General features: G+C 64.4%; 20 protein-coding genes. 13 read left to right on the plus strand and 7 right to left on the minus strand.

Translation table 11 applies throughout. The annotated features are described in order from the left end of the window. Nucleotides 1-57: 57 nt before the first annotated feature. Nucleotides 58-1,014, plus strand: a complete 957-nt coding sequence (locus tag HDC29_RS09435) for a type II secretion system F family protein (RefSeq protein ID WP_218844454.1) — start codon at nt 58-60, stop codon at nt 1,012-1,014. Nucleotides 1,015-1,074: 60 nt separating this feature from the next. Here HDC29_RS09435 and HDC29_RS09440 read toward each other — a convergent pair whose 3' ends face one another. Further along, on the minus strand, nt 1,075-2,076 hold the full coding sequence (locus HDC29_RS09440; protein WP_179496533.1) for a fumarylacetoacetate hydrolase family protein: 1,002 nt from the start codon (nt 2,074-2,076) through the stop codon (nt 1,075-1,077). A 61-nt stretch (nt 2,077-2,137) separates the two neighbouring features. Continuing rightward, nucleotides 2,138-2,551: a hypothetical protein gene (locus HDC29_RS09445; RefSeq protein ID WP_179496535.1), complete on the minus strand. Its 414-nt coding sequence runs from the start codon at nt 2,549-2,551 to the stop codon at nt 2,138-2,140. A gap of 149 nt (nt 2,552-2,700) precedes the next feature. On the opposite strand from HDC29_RS09445, the gene HDC29_RS09450 reads away from it, so the two are divergent. After that, nucleotides 2,701-3,924, plus strand: coding sequence for an ATP-binding protein (locus HDC29_RS09450; protein WP_179496537.1), 1,224 nt, complete (start codon nt 2,701-2,703; stop codon nt 3,922-3,924). Here the strand turns inward: HDC29_RS09450 and HDC29_RS09455 are convergent. After that, entirely contained in the window at nt 3,921-5,237 is a 1,317-nt protein-coding gene (locus tag HDC29_RS09455) for an aspartate aminotransferase family protein (protein WP_179496539.1), read from the minus strand. The two genes, HDC29_RS09450 and HDC29_RS09455, sit on opposite strands and share 4 nt — an antisense overlap. Before the next feature lie 240 nt (nt 5,238-5,477). Between HDC29_RS09455 and HDC29_RS09460 the strand changes: the two genes are divergently transcribed. From HDC29_RS09460 to HDC29_RS09490, 7 genes are all read left to right on the plus strand, one after another. After that, entirely contained in the window at nt 5,478-6,824 is a 1,347-nt protein-coding gene (locus HDC29_RS09460) for a glutamine synthetase family protein (RefSeq protein ID WP_179496541.1), read from the plus strand. A gap of 14 nt (nt 6,825-6,838) precedes the next feature. Beyond that, nucleotides 6,839-8,107: an FAD-binding oxidoreductase gene (locus HDC29_RS09465; protein ID WP_179496543.1), complete on the plus strand. Its 1,269-nt coding sequence runs from the start codon at nt 6,839-6,841 to the stop codon at nt 8,105-8,107. Nucleotides 8,108-8,121: 14 nt separating this feature from the next. After that, entirely contained in the window at nt 8,122-9,513 is a 1,392-nt protein-coding gene (locus HDC29_RS09470) for a glutamine synthetase family protein (protein WP_179496544.1), read from the plus strand. 92 nt (nt 9,514-9,605) lie between these two features. Then, nucleotides 9,606-10,712, plus strand: coding sequence for a PotD/PotF family extracellular solute-binding protein (locus HDC29_RS09475; protein WP_179496546.1), 1,107 nt, complete (start codon nt 9,606-9,608; stop codon nt 10,710-10,712). A gap of 22 nt (nt 10,713-10,734) precedes the next feature. Then, nucleotides 10,735-11,640, plus strand: coding sequence for an ABC transporter permease (locus HDC29_RS09480; protein ID WP_179496548.1), 906 nt, complete (start codon nt 10,735-10,737; stop codon nt 11,638-11,640). Next, nucleotides 11,640-12,482 (plus strand): ABC transporter permease, encoded by an 843-nt coding sequence (locus HDC29_RS09485; RefSeq protein ID WP_179496550.1) that lies wholly within the window; start codon nt 11,640-11,642, stop codon nt 12,480-12,482. Before HDC29_RS09480 ends, HDC29_RS09485 begins: the two co-directional genes overlap by 1 nt. Before the next feature lie 2 nt (nt 12,483-12,484). Next, complete coding sequence (locus tag HDC29_RS09490) at nt 12,485-13,615, plus strand: ABC transporter ATP-binding protein (RefSeq protein WP_179496552.1); 1,131 nt, start codon at nt 12,485-12,487, stop codon at nt 13,613-13,615. 140 nt (nt 13,616-13,755) lie between these two features. Here HDC29_RS09490 and HDC29_RS09495 read toward each other — a convergent pair whose 3' ends face one another. From HDC29_RS09495 to HDC29_RS09510, 4 genes are all read right to left on the minus strand, one after another. Further along, nucleotides 13,756-14,691: a DUF808 domain-containing protein gene (locus tag HDC29_RS09495; protein WP_179496554.1), complete on the minus strand. Its 936-nt coding sequence runs from the start codon at nt 14,689-14,691 to the stop codon at nt 13,756-13,758. A 20-nt stretch (nt 14,692-14,711) separates the two neighbouring features. Then, on the minus strand, nt 14,712-16,085 hold the full coding sequence (locus tag HDC29_RS09500; RefSeq protein ID WP_179496556.1) for an aspartate aminotransferase family protein: 1,374 nt from the start codon (nt 16,083-16,085) through the stop codon (nt 14,712-14,714). Between the two features lie 118 nt (nt 16,086-16,203). Next, nucleotides 16,204-16,944, minus strand: coding sequence for a gamma-glutamyl-gamma-aminobutyrate hydrolase family protein (locus HDC29_RS09505; RefSeq protein WP_179496558.1), 741 nt, complete (start codon nt 16,942-16,944; stop codon nt 16,204-16,206). A gap of 44 nt (nt 16,945-16,988) precedes the next feature. Further along, nucleotides 16,989-17,960 carry an ROK family protein gene (locus tag HDC29_RS09510; protein ID WP_179496560.1) on the minus strand — a complete coding sequence of 324 codons (972 nt, stop codon included), beginning with the start codon at nt 17,958-17,960 and terminating at the stop codon, nt 16,989-16,991. Between the two features lie 230 nt (nt 17,961-18,190). Here HDC29_RS09510 and HDC29_RS09515 point away from each other — a divergent pair, with 230 nt between their 5' ends. The 4 genes from HDC29_RS09515 (at nt 18,191) to HDC29_RS09530 (ending at nt 25,587) form a co-directional block, all read left to right on the plus strand. Further along, complete coding sequence (locus HDC29_RS09515) at nt 18,191-21,406, plus strand: autotransporter domain-containing protein (protein WP_179496564.1); 3,216 nt, start codon at nt 18,191-18,193, stop codon at nt 21,404-21,406. A gap of 236 nt (nt 21,407-21,642) precedes the next feature. Beyond that, nucleotides 21,643-22,164 carry an RNA polymerase sigma factor gene (locus HDC29_RS09520; RefSeq protein ID WP_179496565.1) on the plus strand — a complete coding sequence of 174 codons (522 nt, stop codon included), beginning with the start codon at nt 21,643-21,645 and terminating at the stop codon, nt 22,162-22,164. Further along, a complete protein-coding gene (locus HDC29_RS09525; protein ID WP_179496566.1) occupies nt 22,154-23,092 on the plus strand; it encodes a FecR domain-containing protein in 939 nt (312 codons plus the stop codon). Before HDC29_RS09520 ends, HDC29_RS09525 begins: the two co-directional genes overlap by 11 nt. Further along, nucleotides 23,074-25,587, plus strand: coding sequence for a TonB-dependent receptor (locus tag HDC29_RS09530; protein ID WP_257018134.1), 2,514 nt, complete (start codon nt 23,074-23,076; stop codon nt 25,585-25,587). The genes HDC29_RS09525 and HDC29_RS09530 overlap by 19 nt, the downstream gene beginning before the upstream one ends. Nucleotides 25,588-25,649: the final 62 nt, after the last annotated feature.

A 25,649-nucleotide genomic window follows, 5' to 3' on the forward strand; every position in this document is an offset into this window, starting at 1 on the left:
ACGGGCGCGCAAAGCGGACCGACCCTGCTCGGCATCGACGTCGTATGGGCCGGGACCATGCTGGCGGCGGTCGGCGTCTTCGCCGTATTGTTCGCCATCTACAACGCGCTGACAGTCCGCAATCCGATGACGAAGCGCGTCAAGGCGCTCAACGACCGCCGCGAACAACTGAAAGCCGGTATCACCGCCTCGACAGCAAAGCGCCGCGCCCGGCTGGTCCGCAAGAATCAGACCGCCGACAAGATGCGTACCTTTCTGGGCAAGCTGCAGGTCCTTCAGGACAGTCAGATCAAGGAAGTCCAGCAAAAGCTTGCGCAGGCCGGCATCCGGTCAAAGGATCTCGCCGTCGCAGTGATTTTCGGCCGGATGGTCCTGCCGATCCTGTTCGGCGCGCTTGCCATCTTCCTGATTTATTGGGTCGACATGTGGCCCAGCCTGACGTCGTTCAAACGCACGGCCTACACGATGGGCGCACTGATCCTCGGCTACAAGGCGCCCGACCTGTTCGTCGACAATATGCGCCAGAAGCGGACCGACGCGATCCGCAAGGGGCTTCCCGATGCGCTTGACCTTCTGGTTATCTGCGCCGAGGCAGGCCTGACGGTCGACTCCGCCTTCTCCCGCGTCTCAAAGGAACTGGGCCGCGCCTATCCCGAACTGGGCGAGGAATTCGCGCTGACGTCGATCGAACTGGGCTTCCTGACCGAGCGCCGGCAGGCGTTCGAGAATTTCGCCTATCGCGTGAATCTGGAATCGGTGAAGGGCGTGGTCACGACCATGATCCAGACCGAAAAATACGGCACACCGCTCGCGTCCGCGCTTCGCGTCCTGTCGGCGGAGTTCCGCAACGAACGCATGATGCGCGCCGAGGAAAAGGCCGCACGCCTGCCCGCGATCATGACGGTGCCGCTGATCCTCTTCATCCTGCCCGTGCTGTTCATCGTCATTCTGGGCCCGGCGGCCTGTTCGCTGAGCGACGCGATGTCGGGCGGCAGCTTCGGCGGCAAGGGCTGACAACGGCGCCACCTGTGAACAGCTAGAAGAGGGCGGAAGCGACTTCCGCCCTCTTTGCTTTCAGCCGACCGTCTGCTCGATCGCGCCGAAAATGCTGTGGTGGCGCTCGTCATCCATCCAGATGCGAACCATATCGCCTTTTTGCATGAACGGCGTCTTGGGCTCGCCCAGCCGGATTGTCTCGACGGTCCGCACTTCCGCAAGACAGCTATAGCCCAGCCCGCCTTCGCTGATCGGTTTGCCGGGACCGCCGTCGGCATCGCGGTTGGAAACGGTTCCCGACCCGATGATCGTTCCGGCGCCAAGGTCGCGCGTCTTTGCGGCATGGGCGATCAGCGCGCCGAAGTCGAAAGTCATGTCGACCCCCGCGTCGGCACGGCCCAGCGGTTCACCGTTCAGATCGACCGACAGCGTCCCGTGCAGCTTCCCGTCCTTCCAGCGATCGCCGAGCGCCTCGGGCGTCACGAAGACGGGCGACATCGCGCTCGACGGTTTTGACTGGAAAAAGCCGAACCCCTTGGCGAGTTCCCCAGGGATCAGCCCGCGCAACGACACGTCGTTGGTCAGGCCGACGAGAAGGATCTTCTCACGCGCCGCAACGGCATCGATGCCCGCTGGCACATCGCCGGTCACGACGACCACCTCGGCCTCCATGTCGCAGCCCCACGCGGGATCGCCGAGCGGAATCGGATCGCGCGGGCTGAGGAACTGGTCGCTCCCGCCCTGATACATCAGCGGATCGTGCCAGAAACTGTCGGGCATTTCGGCGCCGCGCGTCTGCCGGACGAGCGCGACATGGTTCACATATGCGCTGCCGTCGGCCCATTGATAGGCGCGCGGCAACGGCGACGCCGCGTCGCGCTCGTGAAACCGCTCCTTCGGGATTGCATCATGGTTGAGGTCTTCGGCGAGCGCGGCAAGGCGCGGCGCCGCATAGGCCCAATTGTCGAGCGCAGTCTGCATGGTCGCCGCGATCTGGCCGGCGTCGGCATACCAGGCAAGATCGTCCGAAACGACGACCAGGCGGCCGTCGCGGCCCTTTTTGAGCGATGCTAGTTTCACGAAAACTCCCTTGTCTGACGATGCGGCCGAAAACCGTCATCGCCTGTCGGGGGAGCGATAATCAGCGCGACGTCGTGATCGATGCGAAACAGGTAAAGCCGCTCTGCCCCGCCTGCAAGCGCCGGATATACTGAAGATAGGCCTGTGACTGGTTGTAGGTCGTTCCGGGCAGCGTCTGCCCGCGGAACGCGCGCTTCACTTCCTCGCCGGTAAAGGGGCGGGGCGAACCCGGAAACGCGCCCTTCGTCCCTGCCGGTACCAACTTGCCCGCGGTGTCGATGTATTTGCCGGCCCCCGTTGGCCCAGGCACCGGTATCTCGCAGTTCATCACCGATACGGCGGTTTGTGCAAAGGCAGGCCGGATCGTCAACGCGGCAGACACACCGACGGCGCCAAGCGCCAGCATCTTGCGGCGCGACGGAACGGCTTCGCCATCCATTTCGGGCGGACCGGCGGGAATGTCGCTGTTTTCCATGGCCGGCGCATAACGCAATGATGCGCCAAGGAAAAGCAAAAGACCGCCACGGCGAACCGGCTTCCCGCTTTGGCACATCCCACGAAAAAGCGTTAACGACCGCAAAGCCGCTTGCGCTGATCCCCCGCTTCGTGCGACCCGAGCGGCGCATGTTCGACCGTCTGTCCAGCCTCGTCATCGCCCTGACTCTGGTCGTTATCGCGGCGATCTTTGCCGCGCTGACGGGAGGCGACCCCTTGTCGATCGCGATGATGGCGATCGCGGGCTTTGCGGCCGCAGCCACGGTTTACAGTGCCCTCCCCGCGCCGCTCCCCGACGTCCAGGGCGCAGCGCCGGCGGCCGAAACGCCGCCGGTTTCGCTTCTTCGCCACCCCGATTTCGCACGCTGGGTCGATCAGGAAAAGGACCCTCTGCTGGGCGTTGCCGACAATATCGTCGCGATAGCGAATGATGCAGCGATCCGCCTGCTCGGCCGCCATATCGTCGGCGCAGATATACGAACTGCGATCCGCCATCCGGCGGCGGCCGAATGGCTTTCACGGATCAACAGCGACGGCCCGCTCGAAACGGTCAATCTGATCGACTTCCCCCGCCCCGGCCAGCGCTGGACGATGCGCGTCGCCGCGCTGTCGGATGGACAACGCATCGTCATGCTTTCGGATCATTCGGCGATCGACGCCGCCGACCGGATGCGATCGGATTTCGTCGCCAACGCGAGCCACGAACTCCGCACGCCGCTCGCCGCCATCCTCGGCTATGTGGAAACGCTGCAGGACATGAACGGCGATACCGACGCGCCGACGCGCAGCCGCTTCCTGTCGATCATCCACCGCGAGGCCGGACGGATGCAACAGCTCGTCATCGACCTGCTTTCGATCTCGCGCGTCGAGGCCGATCGCTTTCGGCGCCCGACGACTCCGGTCGACCTCGCCGCGGTCGTCCGGACCTCGATCGCGCAGCTTCGCGACAGCGAACAGCCGCGCGCGAAGGATATCGTCCCGATGCTGGGCGACATGCCGCAACCCATGCTCGGCGACGGGGCGCAGCTCGGGCAGCTCGCGCACAATATCATTTCGAACGCGATGAAATATGGCCATTCGGGGACTCCGGTCACGGTGGAACTGGCGCGCGAAGGAAACCGCGTGCGGCTGTCGGTGAGCGACGAGGGCGACGGCATCGCGCCCGACCACCTGCCGCGCCTGACCGAACGCTTCTATCGCGTCGACGAGGCGCGCAGTCGCTCGGTCGGGGGCACCGGCCTCGGCCTCGCGATCGTCAAGCACATCAGCGAACGCCACCAGGGTCAACTCGACATCCAAAGCGAGCTGGGCAAGGGAACGAAGGTGTCGGTGACTTTCCCGCTCGCTGCCTAGTCGATCGCGCCGAGCAGGTCGCCAATCCGTCCGAACATCTCGTCGATCTGCGATTTTTCGACAATCAAAGGGGGCGACAATGCGATAATGTCGCCGGTCGCACGGACGAGCAGGCCGTTGTCGAAACAGGCGTGGAACAATTCCATCGCGCGCGCGGTCGGCGCGCCCGGACGCGGTTCGAGTTCGATGCCCGCGACGAGCCCGATGGTGCGGATATCGATGATATGACGCCGCCCCTTCAGCGCGTGCGCGGCATCCTCCCAATAGGCGGCCAGTTCCCCCGCGCGGTCGAACAGACCGTCGCGGGCATAAAGGTCGAGCGTCGCGAGCCCGACCGCGCTTGCGAGCGGGTGACCCGAATAGGTATAGCCATGGAACAGCTCGATTCCGCTGGCTACGCTATCGATGACCGCATCATGCAGTTCGCGCTTCACCGCCACGGCGCCCATCGGCACCGCAGCGTTGGTGAGTCCCTTCGCCATGGTGATGATGTCGGGCGTCACGCCCCATGCTCCGGACGCCGTTGCCCCGCCGACGCGGCCGAAGGCGGTGATCACCTCGTCGAAGATCAATATGATGCCGTACTCGTCGCAAATCTCGCGCAAGCGCCGGAGATAGCCGACCGGCGGCACGAGCACCCCCGTCGATCCCGCCATCGGCTCGATGATCACCGCCGCGATCGTCTCCGCACCGTGCAGATCGACGAGGCGCCCGAGGTCGTCGGCCAGCTCGGCTCCGTGCTGCGGGAATCCGCGCGTAAAGGCGTTGCGCTCGATATCGTGCGTGTGGCGGAGATGGTCTACACCGGGAAGCCCGCCGCCGAAGGCGCGACGGTTGTTGACGAGCCCGCCGACGCTGATCCCGCCGAAACCGGTGCCGTGGTAGCCGCGCTCGCGTCCGATCAGCCGCGTACGCGTGCCCTGCCCCTTCGCGCGCTGGATCGCTAGCGCGATCTTGAGCGCGGTATCGACCGACTCCGACCCGCTATTCGTGAAGAAGATGCGGTCGAGCCCTTCGGGCATCAGTGCCGCGAGCCGTTGTGCCAGTTCGAAAGGCAGCGGGTGACCGAGCTGGAAGGTCGGGGCGAAATCGAGCGTTGCGGCAGCCTTCGCGATCGCCTCGGTAATCTCGGGACGACAATGGCCGGCATTGCTGCACCACAAGCCCGAAGTGCCATCGAGGATCGTCCGCCCGTCACTCGCCCGATAGTGCATGCCCTTTGCCGAGACGAGTTGGCGCGGCTGGCTCTTGAAGGCGCGGTTTGCGGTAAAGGGCATCCAGAAGGAGGCAAGTTGGTCGTTGTCACCTCTCATCGAACCATCTCCTGCATCCACCCGTCATTGCGAGCGAAGCGAAGCAATCCAGAGCGGTTTACGCGGGCTCTGGATTGCCACGCGGCTCCGCCGCTCGCAATGACGAATATAATTGCCGGGCGCACGTCCGCCTGGCAATGTCAAAAACTGGCCGTTAACGGTCCCTATGGTGCTTTACCCAAGCTTGCGATAGGCTGGCCTTCCACAAACGGGCCGGATCCTCGGCCCAATCGGGGGCGCATGTCAGTCAATCTGGAACAATGGATCAGCGACCATAATATCGACGAAGTCGAATGTATCGTCCCCGACATCAACGGGGTTCAGCGCGGCAAGGTCCTGCCGGCCAAAAAGTTCCTCTCATCGGTCAAGGACAAGTCGCTCCGAATTCCGGGCAGCGTCTTCATCTGCACGATCGACGGCCATTATCCGGAAGATATCGACGACATCTGGGACAAGGATCCCGACAAGATATTGATCGCCGATCCCGACACGATCTGCGTCGCGCCGGGCTTCACCTCGCCGACAGCCTTCGTCATCGCCGACGCTTTCAACCGCGACGGCACCGAGGTCGACATTGCCCCGCGCACGATCCTCAAGAAGGTGCTCGGCCTTTATGAGGACAAGGGCTGGAAACCGATCATCGCGCCCGAAGTCGAATTCTACCTCGTCTCGCAGAACACCGACCCCGATTTCCCGCTGACCCCGCCGACCGGCCAGTCGGGGCGCAGCGAGAGCGCGAGCCAGCCCTATGGGCTCGAGGCGATGAACGAATATGAGGATATCATCGATCATATCTATGACGATTGCGAGCTGATGGGGCTCGATATCGACACGATGATTCACGAAATGGGCGCCGCGCAGCTTGAGGTCAATTTCATCCACGGCGACCCGCTGCGCCTCGCCGACGAAGTGTTCCTGTTCAAGCGCGTCGTGCGCAACGTCGCGAAACAGCACAATGTCTACGCGACCTTCATGGCGAACCCGATGGCGGGCCAGCCGGGCAGCGCGATGCACGTCCATCAGTCGATCGTCGATGCGGAGACCGGGCGCAACCTGTTCGCGACCGCCAACGGCCGCGACAGCGCGGCGTTCCGCAGCTATATCGCTGGCCTGATCCGCTTCATGCCACAAATTTCCCCCATGTGGGCCCCCAATGTGAACAGCTTTCGCCGCATGCGCCCCGACAGCGCGGCGCCGATCAACGTCCAGTGGGGTGAGGACAACCGGAGCTGCGGCTTCCGCGTTCCGATCGCCGACAAGCATAATCGCCGCGTCGAAAACCGGCTGCCCGGCGCCGACAGCAACCCCTATCTTGCGATCGCGGCGTCGCTGGTGTGCGGCTATATCGGCATGGTCGATCGCATGGTCCCGCCGAAACCGATCACCGGCAGCGCCTACAACCGCGCGCGCACGCTGCCGCGCACATTGGAAGCCGCGCTCGACCGCTTCGCTTCGTGCAAGAAGGTCCGCAACCTGCTCGGCGACGATTTCTTCGAAATCTTCTTCGCGGTGAAGGATTATGAACTGTTCAACTACCAATCGGTGGTGTCGAGTTGGGAACGCGAACATCTGTTGATGCGCGTCTGACGCGCGGGCGCGCCATGACTGATCCGCTGAACCACAGCTATTATGCGGCGACCGCGCATGAGCGGACGGCGCGTGGCAACGTCCGCGGTGATGCGCGATGCGATGTAGCGGTGATCGGCGGCGGGTTTACAGGCCTTAGCGCGGCGCTGGCTTGTGCCGAACGAGGCTTCTCCGTCATCCTTGTGGAGATCGCCCATATCGGCTTCGGCGCGTCGGGGCGCAACGGCGGACAACTGATCCCCGGCCTCCGCTGGGCGGCCTCGGAACTGGAAGATGAATTCGGGAGCGAGCGGACCGACTCCCTGTTCGACCTTTGCTGGCGCGACAATCGCGTGAAGTTCCGGATCGCCAAGCACGGGATCGACTGCGATCTGAAAGCCGGTCATCTGGAGGCGGCGTGGACGCCCGATGATTTCGACGCGATGCGGCGCGAGGCCGACTATGTTGCGAAACGTTTCGATTACGCCAGTGATGTCATTGCACGGGCCGATATGGCCGCCCACATTGCGACCCCGTTGTACCACGGCGGCATCCATGACTTGCAAGGCGGTCATTTCCATCCCCTGAACTACGCCATCGGGCTTGCCGCCGCCGCCGAAGCGGCGGGCGTCGATATTTGGGAAAGCCACCAAGCCTATCAGATTGAAGAGGCAACAAATCGGCTGCGTGTGATTACCGACTGGGCAGAAATTGATGCGCGATATGTCATCGACGCCACCGACAGCTGGATCGGCGACGTCGAACCCGATCTCGGCCGCTATACGGTGCCGATCATGAACTATAATATCGCGACCGAACCGCTCGCAAACGCTGACGCGTTGCTCCCCGGCGATGCGGCGGTTGCCGACAGCCGCTTCGTGCTCAACTATTTCCGCCTGTCCGCCGATAAACGCCTGATCTTCGGCGGCGGCGAGCGCTATTCGCAGACGCCGCCGCGCGACATTGCGGCGTTTGTGCGGCCCTACATGGCGCAAGTCTTCCCGCAGATCGCCGATGCCAGGATCGATTACGGCTGGGGCGGCGCGGTCGCCGTGACGCGGAACCGGCTGCCGCATATCGGGCGGCGCGGGAACGTCTTTTTCGCGCACGGATTTTCGGGGCATGGCGCGCTGGTGACGACGCTTGCGGGCGAACTCATTGCCGAGGCGATGGCGGAAACCGCCGAACGCTTCGACGTGCTGGCAGATTTGCCGTCAAAGCCTTTTCCCGGGGGAAAATGGCTTCGCCGTCCGCTCGCCACACTGGGACTCCTCTGGTATGCGCTGCGCGACCGGTTGGGGTGAAGGAGCGGATTGCCATGTCGAAGTCATCGGGCGCCATCGCGCCGCGGTCGGAGGCCGAGGCCTTTTTCAAGGCCAACCCCGACGTCGATTCGATCGAGATGATCTACACCGACATGGGCGGCGTGCCGCGCGGCAAGCGGCTGCGCCAGCACGAGGTCCTCGCGGTCTATGAAAGCGGCCGCATGTTCCCGGGTTCGATCACCGTCGTCGATATCACCGGGCAGGACACGGTCGAAACCGGCCTCGTCTGGGAGGATGGCGACGCCGACCGCTCGATGAAACCGATCCCCGGCACGCTCGTCCGCACCCCCTGGGGCGGCGACCATGCCGCGCAGTTCCTCGTCGATTTCTACGAACTCGACGGCACCCCGCACGACCTCGACCCGCGCCACGTCCTTGGCCGCGTTATCGACCGCTTCGCCGCGGACGGCCTTACGCCGGTTCTCGCAGTCGAACTGGAATTCTATCTCGTCGATCCGCGCCGCGCGCGCGACGGCCGTATCCGCCCCGCCCGCCCCGGCTACAGCCGCGACACGCCGCGCAACGTCGAAGTTTACGGCCTGCGCGAGCTCGACGATTTCCGGCCCTTTTTCGATGCGCTCTACGCCGCGACCGACGTGCAGGACCTGCCGCTCGAAAGCGCGATCTCCGAATTTGCACCCGGCCAGTTCGAGCTGACTTTGCGCCACAAGCCCGACGGCCTGCGCGCCTGCGACGATGCGATCATGTACAAGCGGCTGGTGAAGGCGGTCGCGCAAGCGCACGGTCTCGAAGCCACCTTCATGGCCAAGCCCTTCGCCGATCAGGCGGGCAGCGGCATGCACATCCACGTTTCGATGAACGATGCCGCCGGCAACAACATCTTCGCGAGCGACGATCCCGACGGCACGCCAGCACTCCGCCACGCGATCGGCGGCATGATCGGCAGCGTTGGCGACGGTTTCGCGCTCTTTGCGCCGCACGCGAACAGCTATCGCCGTTTCAAGGCAAACAGCTATGCCCCCGTCGCGCCGACCTGGGGCGTCAACAACCGCACCGTCTCGTTCCGCATCCCCGCCGGCCCGCCGGAAAGCCGCCACGTCGAACATCGCGCGTGCGGCGCCGACGCAAATCCTTATCTTGCGGTCGCCGCCGTGCTCGCCGGGATGCACCACGGCATGGCGAACAAGACCCACCCCGGAGCGGCGGTCGTCGGCAACGGCTATGACCGCGACAATAGCGGCGACGACAAACCGCCGTCGAACTGGTTCGCCGCGGTCGATCGCTTCCACGCGTCGACGCTGATGCGCGATTATCTGGGCGACCGGTTCGTTGACATGTTCAGCGTCGTGAAGCGCGTCGAGCAGGATAATTATTTCAGTGTCGTGCCGACGCTCGATTACGATTGGTATCTGCGTAACGCATGATAATTTCACAGAATCTTGGTGCGGCGCAAAAAAGCCTCTTTCCAAGCCGCCCTTATTAAGTCAGCTTGACGTCACATACAGGGAGGCTGGCCATGAATTTCGACGAACTGATCAAGCAAACGCGCGGGCGCCGCTCGCTGCTCCAGGCGCTTGGCGCCACGGCGGTCGGGATCAGTTTCGGCGGGCTCGCCGCCTGCAGCAAGGAAGGCGGCAAAACGCTCGCGAACGGCGAGGAAGCCAAGCTCAACTTCTACAATTGGGACACCTATATCGGCGAGAATACGCTCGACGATTTCAAGCAGGCGACGGGCGTCGATGTGACGATGGACCTGTTCGACAGCAACGACGTGCTGTTCGCCAAGTTCAAGGCCGGCAACCCCGGCTATGACGTGATTGTGCCGTCGAATGATTTCGTCGAGCGGATGTCAAAGGCCGACATGCTGATGCCGCTCGACCATGCCCTCATTCCCAACAAGAAGAATATCGATCCCGCCTACATCAACGTCGAATATGACCTGCAGCGCAAATTTTCGATGCCCTACACCTGGCTCGCGCTCGGCATCGGCTATCGCAAGTCGAAAGTGTCGGCGACGCCCGACAGCTGGAAAATCCTGTTCGACAGCCCCGAATATGCCGGCCGCATCGCCTGGCTGTCCGAAGCGGGCGACATGTTCCGTCTCTATGGCAAATATCTCGGCAAATCGGTCAATGCGCTGACCCCCGCGGACATTGCGACGATCGAAAAGATGATGATCAAGCAAAAGCCCAATGTGAAGAAATTCCACGAAGACGACGGGCAGGATCTGTTGCTCAAGGGCGACGTCGACGTCGTGCTCGAATATAATGGCGACATCGCGCAGGCGATGGTCGAGGACGACGACATCGACTTCGTCATTCCGAAGGAAGGCAGCCAGCTCAATTCAGACAATCTCTGTGTCCCGAAGGGCGCGCCGCACCCGAAGAATGCGCACGCCTTTATCAACTATATCCTAGACGCCAATGTCGACAAGCATATCACCGAGACGATCCTCTATCCGACGCCCAACGCGGCGGCGAAAAAACTGATGCCCGACAGCTACAAGAATAATCCGGTCATCTTCCCGCCCGCCGACGCGCTCGCGAAATGCGAATATGCGCGGTTCAACGCCGAGCTTCAGCCCTTGTTCGAGGAAGCCTTCACCAGGGTTCGGGCCGCCTGACGAACGGAAGGGGCATCGGGGGGTGGCCGAACAGGATTGGAGAACGAACAAGAGGGTCTTCGCGGCGGTGTCGCTGCCCACGCTCTTCTGGATCATTCTGTTCTTTCTCGTCCCGATGGCGATCGTCTGGCTCTACAGCTTCGGCGAGAACAGGGGCCTCACCGACATCGAGATTTCGGGCACGCTCGACAATTACAAGCGCGCCACCGAGTGGCTCTACCTCACCATTTTCGGCAAGAGTTTCGCGGTCGCGGCGCTCGTCACGCTGATCTGCCTGATCGTCGGCTTTCCGGTGGCAATGGCGATCACGTTCGCCAGCGAGAAATGGCGGCCGTGGCTGCTGCTCGGCATCATGCTGCCCTTCTGGACCAACCTCCTCATTCGCACCTATGCGCTGATGATGCTGCTCGGCACGCAGGGCTTCGCGAACAAGGGGCTGGGGGCGTTGTGGGACGGCGCGAGTTGGCTGAAATCGCTTGTCGGGCTTCAGCCGCTACCAACTTGGGAGCCGGTCGAGCTGCTCTTCAACAATTTCGCGGTCGTGTTCGGCCTCGTTTATGTCCACCTGCCCTTCATGGTGCTGCCGCTGTACGCCGCGCTCGACCGGCTCGACCGCAGCCTGATCGAAGCGAGCCTCGACCTGGGGGCCGGCCATTTCCGCACGATCATGCGCATCGTCGTGCCGCTTGCTGCGCCGGGCATCGTTGCCGGGGTGATGATCACGCTGATCCCCGCGCTCGGTGCCTATCTGACCCCCGACCTGATGGGCGGAACCGACAGCCAGATGATCGCGAACGTGATCGAGCGGCAGTTCAAGAAGGCGAATGACTGGCCCTTTGGCGCCGCCCTTTCCTTCCTGCTCATCTATGCGATGTTCATCCTGATCGCGCTGCAATCGATGCGCCGCAAAGTGCCGGAGGCGCGCTGATGGCCCTCTTCGCCCGCACGCCGATCGCACCGCTCGAATATAGCCGGACGCTGTGGATGCGCCTCTGGGTCGGCGCGGTGATGCTGTTTCTCTACGCGCCGTTGATCGTGCTGATCATCTTCAGCTTCAACGACAGCAAGCGCAACGTCGTGTGGCGCGGATTCACGACCAAATATTATGAAAAGGCGCTCGGAAACGACCAGTTGGTCGAGGCGCTCGTCAACTCGCTCACAATTGCCGCGCTGGCGACGGTTGCCAGTCTTGTCCTCGGCGCGGTCGCCGCAGTGATGCTCTGGCGTTTCCGCTTCCCGCTGAAGGGCGTGGTCGATGGCACCATATCGTTGCCGATCATCGTCCCAGAAATCTGCCTCGGCGTCGCCTTCCTGATGTTCTTCGCCGCGATCGACTGGCCGACCGATCTTGTCTGGCCGTTCAACCTCGGCGCGATCACCATCGCGCACATCACCTTCTGCTTCCCCTTCGTGACGATGGTTGTGCGCTCGCGTCTCGCGAGCTTCAACCGCGAGCAGGAAGAGGCGGCGAAGGATCTGGGCGCCAGCGAATGGCAGGTCTTCCGCGACGTGCTGATCCCGCACATCAGGCCCGCGCTGGTCGCGGGGGCGCTCTTGTCGTTCACGCTCAGCCTCGACGATTTTGTCATCACCTATTTCACCAGCGGCCCCGACACGATCACCTTTCCGGTGAAGGTCTATTCGATGGTCCGCTTTTCGGTGACGCCGGAGGTCAATGCGGCTTCGACGCTGCTCATCATCCTCACCGTCGTCCTGACCTTCGTCGCGCTCAAGCTTCAGGGCGTGAAAGCCATTGCGGAAACCCACTGACCATGACCGAACCCGCCAAACCGATCATCCAGATCAAAAATGTCTCCAAACGTTTCGGCAAGGTCACCGCAGTCGACAATGTCAGCCTCGACATCAACGCCGGGGAGTTCTTCGTGCTTTTGGGCCCGTCGGGGTGCGGCAAGACGACACTACTCCGCATGATCGCAGGTTTCGAACTGCCAACTGAAGGCAAGATATTGATCGACGGGCATGACATGGCGGGAATCCCGCCGAACAGGCGGCCGGTGAACATGGTGTTCCAGAGCTACGCCGTGTTCCCGCACATGAGCGTCGCCGACAATGTCGCTTATGGCCTCAGGATCGCAGGGGTGAAGGGCGGCGAGGTCAGCGACCGCGTTGCCGAGGCGCTCGAACTCGTCAAGCTCGGCGGGTTCGAAGGCCGGATGCCCGACCAGATGTCGGGCGGGCAGCGCCAGCGCGTCGCGCTGGCGCGCAGCCTCGTGATGCGTCCCAAGGTGCTGCTGCTCGATGAACCGCTATCGGCGCTCGACGCCAAGCTGCGGGGGCAGATGCAGTTCGAGCTTTCGGATCTCCAGGAACGGGTCGGCATCACCTTCGTCACCGTTACCCACGATCAGGACGAAGCGCTGTCGATGGCGTGCCGCATCGGCGTCATTAACAAGGGCGAAGTGGCGCAACTCGCGACGCCATCGGACCTCTACGAATATCCCGCCAACCGCTTCGTCGCCGATTTCGTCGGGTCGGTGAATATCTTCGAGGGCAAACTGACGCTCGACGACCCCGACAAGGCGGCGGTCGATTGTCCGGGGCTCGGCAAGGTCTATCTCAACCACGGCGTCACCGGCCCGCACGGCGCCGATGTCTGGATCGCGCTGCGCCCCGAGAAGATTTACCTTCACGTCCCCGGCGAAGGCAAGGCGGTCAAGGCCGCGGCGCAGGACGCCCCCGACGGCTATAATTTCGCGCGCGGCAAGATCAAAGGGATGAGCTATCTCGGCGACATAACCCTGTTCGAGATCGAGCTGGAATCGGGCGCGTGCCTCCGCGTGTCCCGCCCGAACCTGTCGCGGCATGATCAGGACGATTTCACCTGGGGCGACAAGGTCAGCATGCACTGGCGGGCGGATAGCCCGGTTGTATTGTTGGGCTGACACTGGGCCGTCCGGGCGGTGCCGGCGCAACCCACAAGATCGTCATTGCGAGGAGTCGAAGGCGACGCGGCAATCTCCGGCCATCGGCCTTTTGCAGGGCGATAGCTTGAGATTGCTTCGCTCCGCTCGCAATGACGAAATTAGTGGGCCTTCTTCCCAGGCAACAGATGCAGTGCGCCGACGATCAGCCCGCCAAGGAGCAGCCCGAAAATGCCCGCTCCGCCCGCATTGATCAGCCATTCCCAAACGCCCGCACCCGGCAGGTTCCCCGCCACGGCATGCGCGAAATCGTTGAGGCCATGGCCGATATTGCCGATATGATATTCGTCGAGGCCGTGCAGGAAAATCTGGCCACCCACCCACAGCATCGCCGCCGTGCCGATCAGCGCCAGCGCCGCCAAGAGCTTGGGCATGAAGGACACGAGCCCGCGCCCGATCGCCCGGCGCGCGCTGTTGCCTTCCTTCGCCATGTGGAGGCCGATATCGTCCATCTTCACGATCAGCCCGACGACGCCGTAAACCGCTACAGTAATCGCGACAGCGACGACCGCGAGCGTGGCTGCGCGCATCGCGAAATGCTCGTCGAGCACCTCGTTCAATGCGATCACCATAATTTCGGCGGACAGGATGAAGTCGGTGCGCACCGCGCCCTTCACCATCGTTTCTTCATGGTCCTGATCGGCGACGATCGCCGCGTCTTCGGCCAGACTCGTGTCGTGTTTCTGGAGCGAATGCAGCACCTTCTCTGCGCCCTCGAAACAGAGATAGGCGCCGCCGAGCATCAGCAGCGGCGTGATCGCCCATTGCGCGACCGCCGAGAGCAGCAATAATGCCGGCACGATGAAGAGCAGCTTGTTGCGCAGCGAGCCCTTGGTGATCCGCCAGATGATCGGCAGCTCGCGATCGGGGGTGAAGCCGGTGACATAGCGCGGCGTCACCGCGGTATCGTCGACGACGACCCCCGCCGCCTTGACTCCGGCCTTCGACGCCGCGGCGCCGATATCGTCGATGCTTGCCGCGGCGACCTTGGCGATGGTCGCAATATCATCGAGCAGGGCAAAAAGGCCGGAGGGCATAAGGGTTTGGTCTTTCCTGTTTAGAGCGCGCGGAGTTTCGGCATCACTTCATCGAGCGATTTGCGGATGATGGCAACCATCTCGTCGATCTGGTCGGTGGTGATGATCAGCGGCGGGCACATGACCAGGCTGTCGCGGATGCCGCGCACCATCAGCCCGTTCGCGATACACGCGTCGCGCGCCATCGGCCCCGCCGTGCCCTCGGCACCGCCGAAGCGCGCGCGCGTTTCCTTGTCCGCCACGATCTCGACCGCGCCGAGCAGCCCGACGGAGCGCGTCTCGCCGACGAGCGGGTGGTCGTTCAGCGTCGCGAGCGCCTTGGCGAGATGCGGACCGGTGACGCTGCCCGTGCGCTCGACGAGGCCTTCGCGCTCGATGATCTCGATATTCTTGAGCGCGACGGCGGCGCAGACCGGGTGCCCCGAATAGGTGAAGCCATGGACAAAATCGCCGCCGGTCTTCAGCATCTCGACGACATGGCTCGCGACCGCGGTCGCCGAAATCGGCAGGTAACCCGACGACAGCCCTTTCGCCATCGGCATCAGGTCGGGGGTGAAGCCCATCGTCTCATGGCCCCACATCTTGCCGGTGCGCCCGAAGCCGCAAATCACTTCGTCGGCGACGACGAGCAGGCCATATTTGCGCGCCACCGCCTCGACCTTGGGCCAATATCCCTTCGGCGGGATGATCACGCCGCCCGCGCCTTGCACCGGCTCGCCGATAAAGGCTGCGCACTTTTCGGGGCCGACCTCGATGATCTTGTCCTCGATCGCCTGCACACAGGCGTCGCAGAATTCCTCCTCGGTCATCCCCTGCCCTTCGCCATAGGCATAGGGTTGGCGGACATGCTCGACGCCGGGGATCGGCAGGTCGCCCTGCGCGTGCATGGCCTTCATGCCGCCGAGCGAAACGCCCGCGACGGTCGAGCCATGATAGGCGTTCCAGCGGCTGATGAAGACGGTGCGCTGGGGTTCGCCCTTCAGCTTCCAATAATGACGCACCATACGGAACACCGTGTCGTTCGCCTCACTGCCCGAGGCATTGAAAAAGACGTGCGGCAGGCGGTTTCCGGTAAGGCTCGCAATCTTCGCCGCCAGCGTCACCGTCGGCGGCGTCGCGGTCTTGAAGAAGGTGTTGTAGAAGGGCAGCTCGCGCATCTGCGTGGCCGCCACTTCGACCAGCTCCTCGCGGCCATAACCGACGTTGACGCACCACAGGCCGGCCATGCCGTCGAGGATGCGGTGGCCGTCGCCGTCGTGGATGTAACAGCCCTCGGCGTGGGTGATGATGCGGCTGCCGCCGAGCTTTTCGATTTCGGCCCAATCGGCCTGTGCGGGAAGATGATGCGCGACGTCGAGGCGGCGCAGTTCGGCGATGTCGTGATTGCGGGGCATGTCAAACTCCTGATCGATGAGCCGCGCGTGGCGGCGAACGGACGTGGAAGGCGTCCGGTCGATCAGGGCGAGAAGCATAGCCGTGCGAGATAGCGGTCGTATCGGGTGACGCGGCAATTCATAGCGCACCTCTTAACGCGCGTCCGAGCAGCTGAAAATAGGTCCGGCTGTCACTGTTGTCGTCGGTCGCCCATTCGGGGTGCCATTGCACCGCAAGCAGCGGCGCGCCGTTCGGCCGCGCGCTATAGGCCTCGACCAGCCCGTCGGGCGCGCGCGCCTCGACCCTCAATCCGTCGGCAAGCGCTCCGATGCCCTGATAGTGAACCGAATTCACGTCGAGCGACGGCGCGCCATAGGCCGAAGCCAGCACGCCGCCTTCGATCAGGTTGACCTTGTGCCGATGGTCGAACATCGCGTCGAACGGCACGCCATCGGGCGCGTGATGGTGCAGCAATTCACCACTCGCCGACGTGTCGCGACGCAATGTGCCGCCGAGCGCCACATTGATTTCCTGAAAGCCGCGGCAGATACCGAAGAGGGGCCGCCGCGCCGCGATGACCGCCTCGACAAGATCGGTCATCATGCGGTCGCGATCGGGGTCGAAGGGCCCCTCGCCTTCGGACGCATCGCCATAGAGCGCAGGTTCGACATTCGATGGCGTGCCGGTGAGCAGCACCCCGTCGAGGCGCCCGACGATCTCAGCGCCGCGCATATGGTCGGGCAGCGATGGAATGATCAGTGCGGCGCAGTCGGCATGGCGCATTGCCGCGGTCGCGTAGCGATTGATCACCGTCTGCGCGACCTCGGTCCCGACGGTGCGATTGCAGGCGATGATACCGAGGACGGGACGTTGCGACATGAGCGGCATGCTGCCGATTTCGCCGCCCCCGCGCCAGAGAAATCTTAGGCGTGTTGGCGCGCGAAGGCGGCTGCGGCGCCGAAAAGGCCCGGCTGCGGGTGCGTGATCAGCTTTACGGGCAGCGCCGACATAAAGCCTTCGAAGCGACCCTTTTCGATGAAGCGTTCAGGAAAGCCCGAGCGTACAAGACTGTCGCGGATGCGCAGCCCAAGACCACCGGCGATAACGACGCCGCTAGCCCCCTGCGCCAGCGCCAGGTCGCCCGCGACGCTGCCCAGCGACAGGCAGAAGCGATCAACCGCCGCCGCGGCAAGGCTGTCGCCCCCTTCCATCGCATTGGTCCAGATCGCCTTGTCGTCGAGCCGCGGGATCGCGCGCCCTTCGAGCGCCGCCAGCGTTTCATAAATATCGACGATACCTGGACCCGAGACGATCCGTTCGATCGACACGCGGCGATGGCGCTTGCGCAGCCGCGCGAGGATCGCGTCCTCGATGCTGTCGAGCGGCGCGAAGTCGATATGCCCGCCCTCGGTCGCCTGCACCCGATAGTTGGCGCCGTCGCGCCAGATATGCGCGACGCCGAGGCCGGTTCCGGGCCCGATGATCGTGATCGTACCCATCGCGGGTAGCGGCTCGTCGGGGCCGGTCAGCCGCTCGAAATAGCTTTCGTCGGCCTGCGCGACCGCATGACCGACGGCCTCGAAATCATTGACGAGGACATAGCGGTCGACGTCCATCTTCTCGTTGATCAGCGCCGGACGTATGATCCACGGATTGTTCGTGAACCGGATGATCTCGCCGCGCGTCGGCCCGGCGATCGCGATGGCCACCGCGCGAGGCAGGGTTCCGCCCTGCTGGCGCTCGAAATCCTGCCACGCGGTCTGGAAGCTCGCATGATCCTTGGTATGCAGCGTCGTCGCTTCGCCGAGCGAGAGAACCCGGCCGCCCTCGATTTCCGCAATGGCGAAGCGCGCATGGGTTCCGCCGATATCGACCGTGACGATCCGTTCGCTCATGACTCTCCCTTGCCGGTCCCGGTGCCGGTGCCATTGTGGAATGTCGCACAGCCGACAAGGATGCAACAGGGCATAGCTATGCGCGGTTCCCTGCCGCCGGGCGCGGCTCCCCATCGCCGCTGAAGCCCGGCTTTGGAACCCTGCATTTTTTTCCAAGGCCGCGCCAGCACCGCTCCGTCTTGTGGTTGTCGCCGGGAAGAGGTCCCGGTCCCGATCTCAAGAGGAACCCGATGCGCAAGACCTTGCTGGCCTCCACATGCTTGGCCACCCTCCTTTCGACCGCCGCCCATGCCGAAACGACGATCACCACCGCGACGACGGCTCCGGTACGCACCTCGACCATCAAATCCGGCGCGCCCGACGATATCAAGATCACCTCGGCGGGGTCGATCAAGCCGACCGTCACCGGGCCGGCGGTCACGATCGACAGCAACCACAAGGTCGTCAACGAAGGCACGATCGAGTTCACCAATGTCGATGGCGCGACGGGCATTCTGGCGGGTGCCGGCACGTCGGGCGGCATCACGAACAGCGCCAGCGGCAAGATCACCATCGGCGAAACCTATGCCGCGACCGACATCGACAAAGACGGCGACCTCGACGGCGCATTCGCGATCGGCAGCAACCGCGTCGGCATCGCGACCGCGGGCGCCTTTAACGGCAACATCGTCAATTCAGGCGCGATCGCGATCGAGGGCAATGACTCCGCGGGCATCCGGCTCGGCGGCCCGCTGACCGGCAATTTCACCAACGACGGAACGATCAGCGTGCTCGGCGATCGTGCGCTCGGCGTCGGCCTGCAGGATGTGACCGGCAACGTCCGGCTGGCCGGCACGATCTCGGCCACCGGCGTCGATGCGATCGGCGCCCGCCTTGGCGGCGACGTCACCGGCTCGCTCGTCGTCCAGGGCAATATCACCGCCACCGGCTACCGCTTCACGACGCCGCCGAGCGATCCGTCGAAACTGGATGCCGACGACCTGTTGATTGGCGGCAGCGCGCTGTCGGTCGAGGGCGATGTGACCGGCGGCATAATTCTGGCGGTCGCGCCCAAGGACGCCAAGCCCGACGACAAGGATGAGGACAAGGACGGGATCGAGGACGCCAAGGAAGGTAACGCCGTGGTGCGCTCCTTCGGTTCGGCGGCGGCGATCAGCATCGGTTCGGCCGACCGCGACGTCGCGATCGGCGCTGTCCCGGGCACCGGCACCGGCCTTGGCTTCATCATCGACGGCGCCGTGCTCGGTAACGGCCTTTACGCCGGCAAGGACGGCAACGCGATCCAGATCGGCGGCCTTGGCGGCGCGGTCACCATCGCCGGCGGCATCGGTATCGGCGGCACCGGAAGCGTCGCCGCGCAGTCGAAGGACAAGGCCGCCACGGCCATCCGCATCGGCAGCGGCGCGACGACCCCCGAAATCCGCAACGCGGGCAAGATCGAGGCGACGACCGGCGGCAAGGCTGCGGACGCGGTCGCGACGGCGGTGCTGATCGAAGCTGGCGGCGACGTTCCGCTGATCCGCAACAGCGGCACGATCACCGCCAAGACCGGCGGTGACGGCGGTATCGCGCGCGGCATCGTCGATCTGTCGGGCAATGTCGACACGGTCGAGAACAGCGGCACGATCAGCGCGACGGGCGCGCTCGCCTCGTCCGACCGCAACATCGCGATCGACCTGTCGGCGAACAACGGCGGTGCGACCGTGAAGCAGACCGCGGTCGCCTCGACCGCTACCGCACCCAGCATCGTCGGCGATGTCCGCTTCGGCGGAGGCAACGACGTGTTCGACATCGCCGACGGTTCGGTGAAGGGGAACAGCTTCTTCGGCACCGGCAACAACAAGCTCGCGCTGTCGGGCGATGCGACCTACGCCGGCAATGCCCGCTTCGGTGCCGGCAACGATACGATGACGCTGGCCGGAACGTCGAAGTTCACCGGGCTCGCCGATTTCGGCGGGGGCACCGACACGCTGACGATCGGCGGCACGTCGATCTTCTCGGGCACGCTCGCCAATTCGCAAGGGCTCGCGGTTTCGGTTGCCGGCGGTGCCTTCGACGTCAGCGGCGCGGCCACCATCTCCTCGCTGGCGATCACCGACGAAGGCACGCTTGCGGTGATGCTCGACAACGGCGCGACGGGGACGGCGCTCCAGGTGACGGGCAACGCCAGCTTCGGCGAAGATTCCAAACTCGCGCTCAGATTGTCGAGCATCGAGCAGGCCGAGGGCGAGCATGTCGTCCTGACCGCCGGCACGCTGACCGGCGCCGATAACCTCACCGCCTCGCAGACGCTGCTGCCCTTCCTTTACAAGGGTACGTTGACCTCGAACGCCACGCAGCTCATCGTCGATGTGTCGCGCAAGAGCACCTCAGAGCTCGGCCTCAATCGTTCGGAAAGCGGCGCGTTCGACGCGGTGCTCGACGCTGTCGTCAGCGACGAGAAGATCGAGGATGTCTTCCTCGGCATCACCGACGGCGACCAGTTCCGCAATCAACTCGGCCAGATGCTCCCCGAGCATGAGGGCGGCGTGTTCGAGACCGTCACCTCGGGCTCGCGGGCGCTGTCGCGCTATCTCCAGGACCCCAGCGCGCCCTATCAGGATGAGGGCAAATGGGGCTATTGGGTCAACCAGGCCGTCTGGGGCACCTCGAAGAGCGTCGGCGACACCGCGAGCTATGACGTCAGCGGCTGGGGCATCTCGCTTGGTGCCGAAATCGAAAGCGACGTCGGCAATTTCGGCGGTTCGGTCGCCTACCTCAGCGGCAAGGACGGCAACGGCAGCAACGCCAACGAAGTCAGCACGAGCCAGTTCGAAGGCGCGCTGCACTGGCGCCTGCGCTCAGACGGCTTCATGGCCAACGCCCGCGTCTCGGGTGCGCCGGTCAGCCTGAAGGGCACGCGCATCTTCCGCGCCGAAAGCGGCGCCGAGGACATCGAGAAGACGATGAAGGGCAAGTGGGACGCGACGCTTTGGTCGGCCTCGGGCTCGGTCGCCTACGACACTCGCGTCGGCGGCCTCACCCTCCGCCCGATGGTCGCGGTCGACTATTACAAGCTGAAGGAAGACGGTTACCAGGAAACGGGCGGTGGTGACGCGCTCGACCTCACCGTCCTGAGCCGCGATAGCGACGAACTCGCGGTGTCGGGGACGATGACACTCGGTCTCGAATTCGGCGGCGCCGACGAATATGACGGCTGGACGCGCTTCGAACTCGAAGGTGGTCGCCGTCAAATCGTCAGCGGCATGCTTGGCGCGACGACCGCATCTTTCAAGGACGGCACGCCCTTCACCCTTGTTCCCGACGATCGCACGAGCGGCTGGGTCGGCCGTTTCCGCGGCGTCGCCGGCAATTCGGCCTTCCAGTTCGCCGGCGAAGTCTCCGCGGAAGAGCAGCAAAGCCATGTCGGCTGGGCCTTCCGTGCGAGCCTGCGGGTCGGTCTCTAGCCCCCCGGGGCCGACCCTGCCCGCAAGGGGGAAGCGTTACCCCTACCCATGCTTCCCCCTTGCCTAGGCAGAAACGAATGACGAAACAGATGCTTGCACTGCCCAACTCCGTTTTCCCCGCACCGCAGTTGCGCGGTGGAGCCTGGACGCTATATGACGGCGTCATCGGGGGGACGTATGGCGCGGGGCGAAGCGGCGCTGACCGACGGAAGATGGCGTTCCAAAGCAAGCAATCCATGACCAAGTCGCGAGATCGAACCGACGCCGCCCAAGGCATCGAAGGCGTGTTGCTTGCCAACCGCGACCGCATCGTGCGCTTTCTGGAAGTTCGCGGTGCGGGCGACAGTGCCGAGGATCTGTTTCAGGACCTTTGGATGCGACTGACCGACCGGCGCACCGGACCGATTTCGGACCCCCTTCCCTATGTCATGCGCGCGGCGAACAATCTGATGCTCGACCGCTACCGTTCGGTGCGCCAGAGCGAGCTTCGCGACAAGGCATGGGGCGAAGCGTCGGCGGCGCAAAGCCCGTCGAGCGAAAGCGCGATGATTTCGCGCGAGCAGCTGGCGCTCGTTGAATCCGCGATTGCCGCGACGGGCGAGCGCCCCGCCAGGATTTTCAGGCGTTTTCGTGTCGATGGCGTTCACCAACGCGATATCGCCGGCGAAATGGGGGTCAGCCTGAGCACCGTCGAAGCCGATCTGCGCAAAGTCTATGCAAAGCTCGCCGAAATCCGGAGGCAGTTCGATGCAGGTTGACCCGACGAACGCCGAGGCGCGCGCGATCGACTGGCTGGTTCGCCAGCGTGATCCGGACTTCACCGATTGGGACGGCTTTGCCGACTGGCTGGCCGAAGACAGCGCTCACGCCGCGATTTACGACGCGGTCGCGAGTCTCGACTGCGACCTTGACGCATTGCCGCCCGCGCCCGCCCCCTCGGTCACGATGGTCCCCGACGCGCCCGCACGCCGCCACCCGTCGCGGCGGACCTGGTTCGGCGGCGCGGTCGCAGCGGCGCTGGTCGGCGCGATCAGCCTGTCGAGCCTGGGCCTGTTTGGCAATGACGGCCGGATCGAGACGCTCGCGGGCGAGCATCGCACCGTCGAACTCGCCGACGGGTCGAAGATAGAGATCAACGGCGCTTCGGTGGTCGAAATCGACGAGGATCGTCCGCGCTTCGCCCGGCTCGAATCGGGCGAGGCGATGTTCCATATCGTGCACCGCGACCAGGATCCCTTTGTGGTCGAGACAGGCGGCGCAAAGATCGTCGATCTTGGCACGGCGTTCAATGTCGTGCGCCGCGATCGCCAGACATCGGTGGCGGTGTCCGAAGGCATCGTTCTCTATAACCCCGATCGCGACAATGTCCGGCTCGTCGCGGGCAAGGGCATCGAGGCGCGCGACGGCGACAGCCGCCCGCCAGCGGTGAGGGATGTCGATGTCGCGAATGTCGGCGGCTGGCGTAGCGGCCTTCTGGTCTATAACGGCACGCCGCTCGCCATCGTCGCCGAGGATCTGAAGCGCACCGCCGGGATGCAGGTGAGCATTGCGCCGGATGCGAGCGACCTGTCGTTCCGTGGCGCGCTGATCATCGACAAGAACCGCGACCGAACGATCGCCGACCTTGCCGCGCTGTCGGGCACGAAGGCTGCTCGGCAAGGTGATGGATGGATATTGACCCGCTGACCATGCACCCGCGCCTTTCCTTTGCTGCGGCAGCAATTGCGCTGTGTCTGCCCACGCAGGCGCTGGCGGCGGAGGAACGCGCGTTCAACGTGCCGAAAGGCAGCCTGTCTGCGGCGCTTCCGTTGATCAGCCGGCAGGCGGGCGTCAGCATCAGCGTCGCCGATGCGAAGCTCTGGCGCGCGCGCGTCAAACCGGTGCGCGGGCGGATGAGCGTCGAAAGGGCGATCCAGCGCCTGCTCGACGGTTCCGATGCGCGCGCGGTGCGGGTCAGCGCGACGAGCTGGCGCATCGAACGGCGCCCCGTCCCGGCGCGCGTCACGAGAGCCGCACCTCCGCCAGGACCGGCGCCGCAGCCGCGGGCTCGCGAGCCGTCGAACCACATGATCGCAGCGGCAGCCGACGAGATCATCGTCACCGCGTCGAAGACCGACCTTCCGCATTCGCATTTCGCCGGCGTCGTCACCCAATTGGATGGCGGCGATTTGGCGTTTGGCGGCGAGCGCGGGATGGATTCGATCCTCTCGCGCACGGCGACCGTTTCTTCGACCCATCTGGGTTCGGGGCGCAACAAGCTGTTCATCCGGGGCATCGCCGATTCGAGCTTCACCGGCCCGACGCAATCGACCGTTGGCCAGTATTTCGGCGATATCCGCCTCAGTTACAATGCGCCCGACCCCGACCTGCGGCTGTACGACATCGACAATGTCGAAATCCTCGAAGGACCGCAGGGCACGCTCTATGGCGCCGGATCGCTCGGCGGCATCATCCACGTCGTGCCGAAAGCGCCCGATCCGCGCGCGATGACCGTCCAGGCTATCGCCGGCCTGTCGATCACCCAGCATGGCGATCCCGGCGGCGACATAGCGGCGATCGCCAACCTGCCGGTGGGCGAGGACGGCCATGCCCTGCGCCTCGTCGGCTATATGCTGACCGACGGCGGCTATATCGACAATCCACTGCGCGGGCAGAACGACGTCAACAGGGTCCATGTCCGCGGCGGAAGGGGCACGTTCCGCCTCGAAGCCGGCGACGGCTGGACGATCGATTTCGGCGGCATATATCAGGCGATCACCTCCGACGACGCGCAATATGCCGACAAGGACGCGCCGCCGCTGACCCGCGCCTCGATGGTCGAGCAGAACGCGACCGCGCGTTACGGCATGGGCACGATCGTCGTGATGAAGGATTGGGGCGATCTGTATTTCCAGTCGTCCAACGCGTTCATCGACCATCGACTCTTCGAACGGTTCGACGCGAGCCTTCCCGAATCCAGACGCGGCGACGGACAGGACGCCGGCGTCGCCGTGGGCGCGGTCGATGTCGAACGCCTCTTCGCGCCGATCGAGATCACGCCGATGGCCGACGTGCCGCGCGTGCTCGACCAGCATAACGACACGCGCATGTTCGTCAGCGAGAACCGCCTGTCCCGGCCCTATCATGACGGGCTCGGCTGGGTGGTGGGCGCGAGCTTCATTCGCAACCGCGCGCGGCAGGACCGCGATTATGGTTATGGTCCGCTGCGCGCGGTCCTGCCCGGCGTGACCAACCGGATCACCGAGGTCACCGGCTATGCCGAAGCGACCGTCGAAATCATGCCCGACCTGGTTGCCTCGGGGGGCCTCCGCCTGTCGCACGCCCGGCTGGGCGGCGAGGCCGAAGGCGTGTCCTTCGCTTTGGCCGAAGCGAACCGGGCGACGACCGCATCGCGCGACGAAACGGACCTCCTGCCCTCGGTCTCGCTGCTTGCGACGCCGCTCGACAATGTCAGGCTCTATGCGCGTTATCAGGAAGGTTTCCGACCCGGTGGCCTTGCCGTCGACGGGAATTTCGTCCGGCGCTTCCTGAACGACAAGGTCCGCACATGGGAAGCGGGGATGCGGTTCGGCGACAGGGGCCGAAGCCTGCTCGACGCCAGCGTTTCGATCTCGCACAGCCGATGGCACAATATCCAGGCGGACTTCATCGACAGTAGCGGCTTTCCGACGACGGCCAATATCGGCAATGGCCGCATCACCAGCCTGTCCGGCGCCGTCGCGATGCGACCGACCGCCGCGCTGACCTTTGAACTCGGCGCGGTCTACAACCACAGCCGCGTCGACGATCTTTCGCCCCAGATATTGCCCGTGTTCGCGGCAACGCCCGCGCGGCTCGGGCGGATCCCCAATGTCGCGAGCCACGCTGTGCGCGGGTCGGTGAACTACGCCACCGTGATCGGTGACGAGGATTTCCGCGTGAACGGCTGGGCGAACTATGTCGGGCCGTCGCGCCTCGGAATCGGCCCGGTGCTTGGCGAAAGCCAGGGCGACTATGTCGATACCGGGCTCGCCATGCGGGTGGGTAACGAACGCCGAGGCCTCTCGCTGACGCTCACCAATCTGTTCGATTCGCGCGGCAACCGCTTTTCGCTGGGGACGCCGTTCCTCGAAGGCAACGAAGGCTTCCTTACACCGTTGCGCCCGCGCACACTCCGGATCGCGGTGGACGTCGCATATTAGCGAATATCGGTAAGGGGTTGGTATCTGCTACAGCCCTCTCCCCTGAAGGGGAGAGGCCAAAA

Origin of the sequence: Sphingopyxis sp. JAI108, assembly GCF_013410105.1 — a bacterium.
Classification (GTDB): domain Bacteria; phylum Pseudomonadota; class Alphaproteobacteria; order Sphingomonadales; family Sphingomonadaceae; genus Sphingopyxis; species Sphingopyxis chilensis.

Bases quoted from the DNA above. Each gene is read 5' to 3' on its own strand.
- HDC29_RS09435 (WP_218844454.1), top strand. From the start codon at position 58: ATGCTGGCGGCGGTCGGCGTCTTCGCCGTATTGTTCGCCATCTACAAC.
- HDC29_RS09445 (WP_179496535.1), bottom strand. From the start codon at position 2,551: ATGGAAAACAGCGACATTCCCGCCGGTCCGCCCGAAATGGATGGCGAA.
- HDC29_RS09450 (WP_179496537.1), top strand. From the start codon at position 2,701: ATGTTCGACCGTCTGTCCAGCCTCGTCATCGCCCTGACTCTGGTCGTT.
- HDC29_RS09455 (WP_179496539.1), bottom strand. From the start codon at position 5,237: ATGAGAGGTGACAACGACCAACTTGCCTCCTTCTGGATGCCCTTTACC.
- HDC29_RS09460 (WP_179496541.1), top strand. From the start codon at position 5,478: ATGTCAGTCAATCTGGAACAATGGATCAGCGACCATAATATCGACGAA.
- HDC29_RS09465 (WP_179496543.1), top strand. From the start codon at position 6,839: ATGACTGATCCGCTGAACCACAGCTATTATGCGGCGACCGCGCATGAG.
- HDC29_RS09470 (WP_179496544.1), top strand. From the start codon at position 8,122: ATGTCGAAGTCATCGGGCGCCATCGCGCCGCGGTCGGAGGCCGAGGCC.
- HDC29_RS09475 (WP_179496546.1), top strand. From the start codon at position 9,606: ATGAATTTCGACGAACTGATCAAGCAAACGCGCGGGCGCCGCTCGCTG.
- HDC29_RS09485 (WP_179496550.1), top strand. From the start codon at position 11,640: ATGGCCCTCTTCGCCCGCACGCCGATCGCACCGCTCGAATATAGCCGG.
- HDC29_RS09490 (WP_179496552.1), top strand. From the start codon at position 12,485: ATGACCGAACCCGCCAAACCGATCATCCAGATCAAAAATGTCTCCAAA.
- HDC29_RS09495 (WP_179496554.1), bottom strand. From the start codon at position 14,691: ATGCCCTCCGGCCTTTTTGCCCTGCTCGATGATATTGCGACCATCGCC.
- HDC29_RS09500 (WP_179496556.1), bottom strand. From the start codon at position 16,085: ATGCCCCGCAATCACGACATCGCCGAACTGCGCCGCCTCGACGTCGCG.
- HDC29_RS09505 (WP_179496558.1), bottom strand. From the start codon at position 16,944: ATGTCGCAACGTCCCGTCCTCGGTATCATCGCCTGCAATCGCACCGTC.
- HDC29_RS09510 (WP_179496560.1), bottom strand. From the start codon at position 17,960: ATGAGCGAACGGATCGTCACGGTCGATATCGGCGGAACCCATGCGCGC.
- HDC29_RS09515 (WP_179496564.1), top strand. From the start codon at position 18,191: ATGCGCAAGACCTTGCTGGCCTCCACATGCTTGGCCACCCTCCTTTCG.
- HDC29_RS09520 (WP_179496565.1), top strand. From the start codon at position 21,643: ATGACCAAGTCGCGAGATCGAACCGACGCCGCCCAAGGCATCGAAGGC.
- HDC29_RS09525 (WP_179496566.1), top strand. From the start codon at position 22,154: ATGCAGGTTGACCCGACGAACGCCGAGGCGCGCGCGATCGACTGGCTG.
- HDC29_RS09530 (WP_257018134.1), top strand. From the start codon at position 23,074: ATGGATATTGACCCGCTGACCATGCACCCGCGCCTTTCCTTTGCTGCG.